General features: G+C 39.9%; 8 protein-coding genes. All 8 read right to left on the reverse strand.

The window, feature by feature from the left end; all coding sequences use genetic code 11:
- Window positions 1-24 precede the first annotated feature (24 nt).
- Genes fliJ through ACTQXY_RS12500 form a run of 8 tightly spaced genes read right to left on the reverse strand, consistent with a single transcriptional unit; the run spans window position 25 to window position 6598 of the window.
- Window positions 25-477: a flagellar export protein FliJ gene (gene fliJ / locus ACTQXY_RS12465; protein ID WP_441659723.1), complete on the reverse strand. Its 453-nt coding sequence runs from the start codon at window positions 475-477 to the stop codon at window positions 25-27.
- Window positions 477-1778: a flagellar protein export ATPase FliI gene (gene fliI / locus ACTQXY_RS12470; protein WP_441659724.1), complete on the reverse strand. Its 1302-nt coding sequence runs from the start codon at window positions 1776-1778 to the stop codon at window positions 477-479. Before fliI ends, fliJ begins: the two co-directional genes overlap by 1 nt.
- An 18-nt stretch (window positions 1779-1796) precedes the next feature.
- Window positions 1797-2552 carry a FliH/SctL family protein gene (locus tag ACTQXY_RS12475; protein ID WP_441659730.1) on the reverse strand — a complete coding sequence of 252 codons (756 nt, stop codon included), beginning with the start codon at window positions 2550-2552 and terminating at the stop codon, window positions 1797-1799.
- Complete coding sequence (gene fliG / locus ACTQXY_RS12480) at window positions 2536-3543, reverse strand: flagellar motor switch protein FliG (RefSeq protein ID WP_441659725.1); 1008 nt, start codon at window positions 3541-3543, stop codon at window positions 2536-2538. The genes ACTQXY_RS12475 and fliG overlap by 17 nt, the downstream gene beginning before the upstream one ends.
- Window positions 3533-5110 carry a flagellar basal-body MS-ring/collar protein FliF gene (gene fliF / locus ACTQXY_RS12485; RefSeq protein WP_441659726.1) on the reverse strand — a complete coding sequence of 526 codons (1578 nt, stop codon included), beginning with the start codon at window positions 5108-5110 and terminating at the stop codon, window positions 3533-3535. The genes fliG and fliF overlap by 11 nt, the downstream gene beginning before the upstream one ends.
- A gap of 47 nt (window positions 5111-5157) precedes the next feature.
- Window positions 5158-5463 (reverse strand): flagellar hook-basal body complex protein FliE, encoded by a 306-nt coding sequence (fliE, locus tag ACTQXY_RS12490; protein WP_441659727.1) that lies wholly within the window; start codon window positions 5461-5463, stop codon window positions 5158-5160.
- A 41-nt stretch (window positions 5464-5504) separates the two neighbouring features.
- On the reverse strand, window positions 5505-5882 hold the full coding sequence (flgB, locus tag ACTQXY_RS12495; protein WP_441659728.1) for a flagellar basal body rod protein FlgB: 378 nt from the start codon (window positions 5880-5882) through the stop codon (window positions 5505-5507).
- Between the two features lie 17 nt (window positions 5883-5899).
- Window positions 5900-6598 (reverse strand): transglycosylase SLT domain-containing protein, encoded by a 699-nt coding sequence (locus ACTQXY_RS12500; RefSeq protein ID WP_441659729.1) that lies wholly within the window; start codon window positions 6596-6598, stop codon window positions 5900-5902.
- Between the last annotated feature and the right edge of the window lie 311 nt (window positions 6599-6909).

Consider the following 6909-nt stretch of genomic DNA (forward strand, 5'->3'; position numbering starts at 1 on the left):
TATTAGTAATCTGCTTATACAGAATTACTCATTCAGTCTCGCAAATGCACTCTGTGTACTTACAAATTCTTCTATCATCTGTTCGTTCTCTTTTTGCACTTGCTTATTGTACTCTTCAAATTGTTTCTCTTTCAATTTGTCGAGCGAAGAACTCTCTTTTTTTGCCTCTACAACCTTCGCTCTTTTTTTCTCCTCTTCCATCTTCAATCCAATAAGTTCTTCTTGTTTCTTTACAATTCGCCGCCAGATACTTCTTAGGAAATTATCATACACATACATATCTTGCACGCCTATTCCCTGTTGCTTTTTTTCATCAAACTCTTTTGCACTTTCCTCGTAAACTCGTTCTAACCCATCAATCTCTTCTTCGCATTTTCGCATCTGCACAAGTACTTTCATATGTTCCGCCTTCAATCCATCAAGTACTCGTTCTTTGTAACTCAAAACTGTATCCAATGAAAAGAAAAACTTCTTCATTATCTCAACACTTCCTTCATCATTTGAAAAATTTCATCGGCATGAAAACTTTCATCTACCTTCTGCATTAAGAATTGATTTACTTTTTCAATCTTATCAATTGCATAATCCAATTTGGGATTTGTTCCAGCCTTATAGGCTCCAATTGCAATCAAATCTTCATTTTTACTGTAAATACTCAAAATATCTCGCATCTTAGATGCCACAGCTTTATGTTCTTCCGGAACGATATTTGCCATCAAACGCGAAATACTTGCATTGACATCAATCGCCGGAAAGTGATTTGCGTTTGCAAGCTTTCTGCTTAACACGATATGACCATCTAAAATACCTCTGACTGTATCCGCTATCGGTTCATTAGTGTCATCCCCTTCCACAAGCACCGTGTATACACCGGTAATAGATCCTTTTTCAAACTTTCCGCTTCGCTCCAAGAGCTTTGGGAACTCCGCATAAATAGATGGGGTGTATCCTCTTGCAATCGGCGGCTCTCCGATTGCAAGCCCAATCTCTCTTTGCGCCATCGCAAATCGTGTGAGAGAATCCATCATCAGCAGCACATCTTTTCCTTGATCTTTAAAATATTCCGCTATCGTAGTTGCTACAAGCGGACATTTCATTCGAAGCATCGCCGGTTGATCTGATGTTGCCACAACAAGAATACTTCTCTTTAATCCTTCGGGTCCCAAATCCTTTTCAATAAATTCTCGAACCTCTCTTCCTCGTTCACCTACAAGTGCAATTACATTGATATCTGCTTTTACATTCCTTGCAATCATACCAAGCAATGTACTCTTTCCAACACCACTTCCCGCAAAAATTCCAATACGCTGTCCCTTTCCCACTGTGTTAAGTCCATCGATTGCTTTCACTCCAAACTCTAAAGTATCTGTAATCGGCGGTCTCTCCAAAGGGTTCGTATAAGAGTTTTCCACATAGTAATGACGCTGTGATTCAAATTCCCCCAAACCATCCATCGGTCTTCCCATAGCATCAATTACTCGCCCTCGTAAGAATTCTCCAACAGGAATTTTTAAACGCTTTTTTGTGTTTCTGACAAAACTCCCTGCAGCCACACCACTCATATTTTCATATGCCATAAGCTGAATTTTATCGTTTTTAAATCCCACTACTTCCACCGGAATCTGCTTATGTTTGTCTTCGCTATATATCATAGCAATATCACCGATACTCGCTTTATTTCCCGATGATTCAATTGACATCCCTACAATATTCTCGATTTTTCCTATATAACTGACTGATTCTGTATTTCGAATCAGTTCCGAAAGTTTTTTCAGCATTGTTTCTTTCTGACCCCTTTATAGTCTTGCGTTATTCAGAACATCTTTGATATTCTCCAATTGCGTACTCACACTTGCATCTACAATCTCATCCGGAAGTTCTATAATACAGGTTCCTTCTTCACTGTTCTCCATCATTATAATCTTCACATTTTCCGACAGGCGAGACAGCGACTCCAAAAACTCTTCATCTGCTTCCATAGAGACCCCCGTATTGCATTTTGTAATATAGATTTTTGCCCACTGACGTCTCTTCATCTTGTCCGTAGCGGAGAGGATCATTCGCTTTATAATCTCACCACTAGAATGTATACTTGTTTGAATAATTTTTTCAGCAATTACGAGAACAATATTTTTCAATTCGTCAATATATTTTTCCATAATATATTCTTTTTCCCGTGTTACACTCTGTACAACATCAGCAATATTTCTTTGTAAACCTCGCAACTCCTTATTCAAGATTTGTCGATGTTCCTCATACGCCTTCTGAACCCCTTCGGCCTCACCTCGAGCCCTTCCTTCTTCATACGCCTGCTCTCTCAAAAGTTCTGCCTGCTCTTTTGCCTCCCGAAGAATTTCCTTCGCACTTTGTTCTGCCTGTGCGATCAATTCCTCAGCCGCTTTCACTGGAATAGTCTCTTCCTCTTCCTCGATTTCTTCGTTCACCTCTTCTTCCTCTTCTTCTATGGGAACTGTGAATTCAGAAAACAAGTCACACGCATGCACGAGCTCGCCTTGATCTAATACTTTTCTAATCTTAGACAATGATTTCATCCTTTCCACTCTTAACAATGATCAGTTCTCCTGCTTCTTCCAGTCGCCTGATAACCGCCACAATTCTCTGTTGCGCTTCTTCTACATCACGCAGACGGACATTGACTGTAATTTCCAAATCCGACTTGATACTTTCTGCCATACGAGTAGAAACATTTGAAAAAATAAGATTTTTGATTTTTTCGTCTGATCCCTTCAATGCATATACAATATCCTTAATGTCACATTCACGTATAAATCTCTGAATAGATCTGTTGTCCATTGATACAATATCTTCGAATACGAACATCTTCTTACGAATTGTTTCTGCCAATTCTTCATCTTCTTTGCCAAGTTCATCAAAGATATATTTTTCATTCCCTCTATCCATATGATTCATAACATCTGCCACATAATCGATTCCACCAATTGTTGTAAAATCTGTTGTAAGAATATTTTCAAATTTCTTCTTCAGAGAGCTCTCTACGATCTTTATCGCATCTGGAGACACACTCTCCATCTTAGCCACCGCCTCAACGACTTTAATTCTCTTTTCTTTCGGAAGTTCACTGATTACAGTGGCCGCCTGATCCGGCTCCGCATAAGACAATACAAGCGCAATCGTCTGCGGTCTCTCATGCTGCAAAAATGAAAACAAAGTCTTTACAGTACTCTTACGAATAAACTCAAACGGTCTCGTCTTAAGTGATTTTGCCAGCTTATCAAGCAAGTTCTGAGCGGTAGATTCTCCAAAAGCCTTTTCCAAAACAGCTCTTGCATACTCCATTCCACCATCTGTAACAACCTTCTGTGTCAAACAAGTCTTATAAAACTCATCTAAAACCGCTTCTGTCTCTTCCGATGAAACATGCCCCAACTTAGCAACCTCTATAGTCAGTTTTTCAATTTCCGATTCACTTAAATGTTTATATAATTTAGATGCCTTTTCTGCGCCAAGTGCCACGATGACCGCTGCCGCTTTCTGTTCCGGCTGCAATGTACTACTCTCCATCTTGACCACCTCCATTCAGCCAGCTCTTCAATAACTGGGCTGATATTTCCGGATTTTTCTCCGCAAAATCTCTGACATTTCTTTTTAATTCAAGCCCTTTATCATTTTGCATCTCAAGAATCTCACGGTTCTTTTCTTCTTCTTGTTCAGAAACATCTTGAAGCAGTCCTTCTTCCTCCAACTGTTCCTCTAACGCTCTCTTCTTTCGACTTCTTCTCCACAGCAGTATTACGACTACAGTCACTATAATAAACAACGCCGCCAAACATGCAATCAATGCAATCAGAGTAGATTTCTTAATGCCTTCCGCCTCATTCGAAACGTCCTCCGCCTCTTCATCTTCATAGAACGGAACACTGGCAACTGCAATCTTCTCCGCTCTGTCCGTCACCGCAATTCCACTCGCATTACCGACAAGTTCTTTTACTTCCGCCTCTGTCAACTGTCCTAATCCATTTTTGTTAATCGCAACCGAAACAGTCAAATCCTCCAACGCTCCGGGACTAATCTGTCCCTGCTCTTTAATCTGATTCACAAGATATTCTCTTGATACACTTTCACTTTTTGAATTAGCTCCACCTTCGCCATCCGTGTTATATTCCGGCGTGTCCGCATTTGTCTCAGATCCCGCAACTCCTGACGCACCATTATTCGTGGTCGCTTCCTCATTGTAAAGTTCCTCTTTTCCCACGATTCCATTTTTGTCATTTTCATCAATTTTTTCCGGAGTATTATATGTAGTCACTTCACGAATCAACTGTTCCATATTGATCTGTGCTCTCGCAGAAACATGTACATTCTTATTCCCGTAAATCGGTCCAAGCACCTTCATGACTTTTTTTGCAATCTGATCTTCTACTACTTTTGCAATCTCTTCCGCATCACTTCCCGTATTAGAGCCCTCATTAGAAACCGTCACATCGTTCATATTGCCATCGAACACAGCAACATCTTCCAACTGCATCTTAGGAACACTTTTTGCTACCAAACGTTGTACTGCTGCCGCCTGTTTCTCTGTAGGGGCGCCGCCATCCTCCATTGTGACAACAGCTGTCGCAGTCGACTTTTGTTCGGCTTCATCATTCAATGCATATTTGCTTTCCTCGCCAAGCGCAATAGTAACCTTCGCATCTTTTACGCCATCAAACAGACAAATGGTAGCTCCAATTCTGTCTTGAAGCTCATAAAGTTTATAAAGCTGCTTATCCGAGTCTGTCGTCATCATACCCGCATTCTGCGTGTAAGTGTCATATGTAAAACCACTTTTCGGATATCCTTCCTGTACCAGTTTCGCTTTCACCTGATCCAGTTCCTCTTCCTTTACCATAATTGTGGTGTCGCCCTGATACTTAAACTCAATTCCTTCCTCCTGAAGTTTCTCGACTATCTGTTGCGACTCTTCAGCTCCCAGTTCGTAAAAAAGTACCGCATACGGCTTGTTATTCAACACAACCGCTATAATCACAGCACCAATCACAAGAACCGCTGCTCCTGCTATAATTAGTTTTTTCGTCTTACCGCTTAGCTTTCCAATGAATTCCTTGACGCCCGCTAACTTCTCTTTCATAACCTCTTTTTCTCCAATCAATTAATTTAGTCCGTATCTGTCGCACATTATAAACTGATACGCATTAACTCATTGTATGAATCAAGTGCCTTGTTGCGAAGCTGTACAAGCATATCTACTGCAACCTGTGCCTGTGAAGCCGCAATCATAACTGTATGCGCATCCTCAATCTGTCCCGTCGCCAGAAGATACTGCTGATTGGTCAATTCCTGCTCTGTGCTTTTCACATTCTGAACCGCCTCTTCAAAAATCCCTTTGAACATAGACGAATCCGCATTCTTTTCTACATTGCTATTACCAGATACTTCATCAAACTTTCCAAATTGTATTTGCTGAATAAATTCCGTTCTCATATCGTCTTCCCTTCACTTCTTAAATTAATTTTATCGTCATGTTATTGTCCTTTGATTGCAGTACGCAATCTAGTAATATCACTGTTTACCGACTGTAACAAATATTGATAGTGCAAAGCGGTTCTCGATAATTCTGTGTATTCCACATCTACATTCACGCCATTGCCATCCACTCTCGCAGAATCACTTCTTTCATACACAGTGTAATCACTGTCTCGAATTGCAGCTCTGACATCGTTTGCATCTCCAGTCTGTGTAGCTGCTTTCAGTTTATTCCTAAAGGTGTCCTGAAACGATATCTCTTTCGCCTTATATCCCGGTGTGCTTATATTCGCAATGTTGTCCATCGTAATTTCTTGCTTTTTCCACAGATAATCTAACGCTTTCTGGGACATCTGAATTGTATTTCCAAAGTTCATTCTCTTTCTCCTCCATTCTATATGAGCCGACTATTAATCTGCATCTGCAGTCTCATCTTCATCAACTCCACAACATAAAGTGCATTACTAATAGCCGTGTCATCCATAACACCCGACAACATATTCTCTGTATTACTACTATTTTTCGTGGTCATGACACTCTTTTGTGCGCTCAACTCCATTCCCATATATTCTTTAATTTTCTTAATATAATTCCTCGTCTCCTGAAATGGAGGTACGCCACCATACTTTCTCACATTACCGCTTCCTGCATTGTACGCTGCAAGTGCCAAATCAATATCTCCATTATATTGCTCCAATTTTTCCGCTATGTACTTTGCTCCGCCCATAATATTGTCTCTAGCGTCAAATGCATCTTCCACTCCCAATGCCTTGGCCGTAGCCGGCATTAATTGCATAACTCCTTGTGCCCCTGCACTTGATACCGCCTTTTCATTGAAGTTCGACTCAGCTTTTGCCATCGCTTTAAGCAAATTCAGTGGCACATTATATTTTTCTGCCGCTTCTTCAAAAATATCATCCATGTTCTCGGGTGCCTCTACCGTCGTCTGATTCGCACTAGAAAACACTTCCGAAAAACTATTCCGTCTCAAACCAATCTTTTCATTTTGTACTTTTAATGAATTCAATATCTGATTCATATATTGATAATGATTATTATATACCGTATAGTCTGTCACTTTCTTTTCCCTCAATCTTTAATACTTTCCAAATTCGCACAGTTTATATCTTTAATAATAATAGAACTTTTTTGGCTTATTGTCTACCCTTTTTCGACAATTTACGACTTTTATTTTCTTCCAATATTAGACTCATATTTTTTCAGAACAATTTACAACAAAATGCCACTCTTTTTTCATTTTCTCATAAAAAAAGCTATTGCGGTTTGCAATAGCTTCAGACTGTAGACAAAGTTGGTGCTGGGAGTTATCCCCAGCACCACTTTTCTGTAAATAGCCTCTGTTTTAATAAAAATCTTAAAAAACTCCAAGATTCTTTCATTTTA

The sequence above is a fragment of the Faecalimonas sp. LCP19S3_D12 genome (genome assembly GCF_052121495.1).
GTDB lineage: Bacteria > Bacillota > Clostridia > Lachnospirales > Lachnospiraceae > Faecalimonas.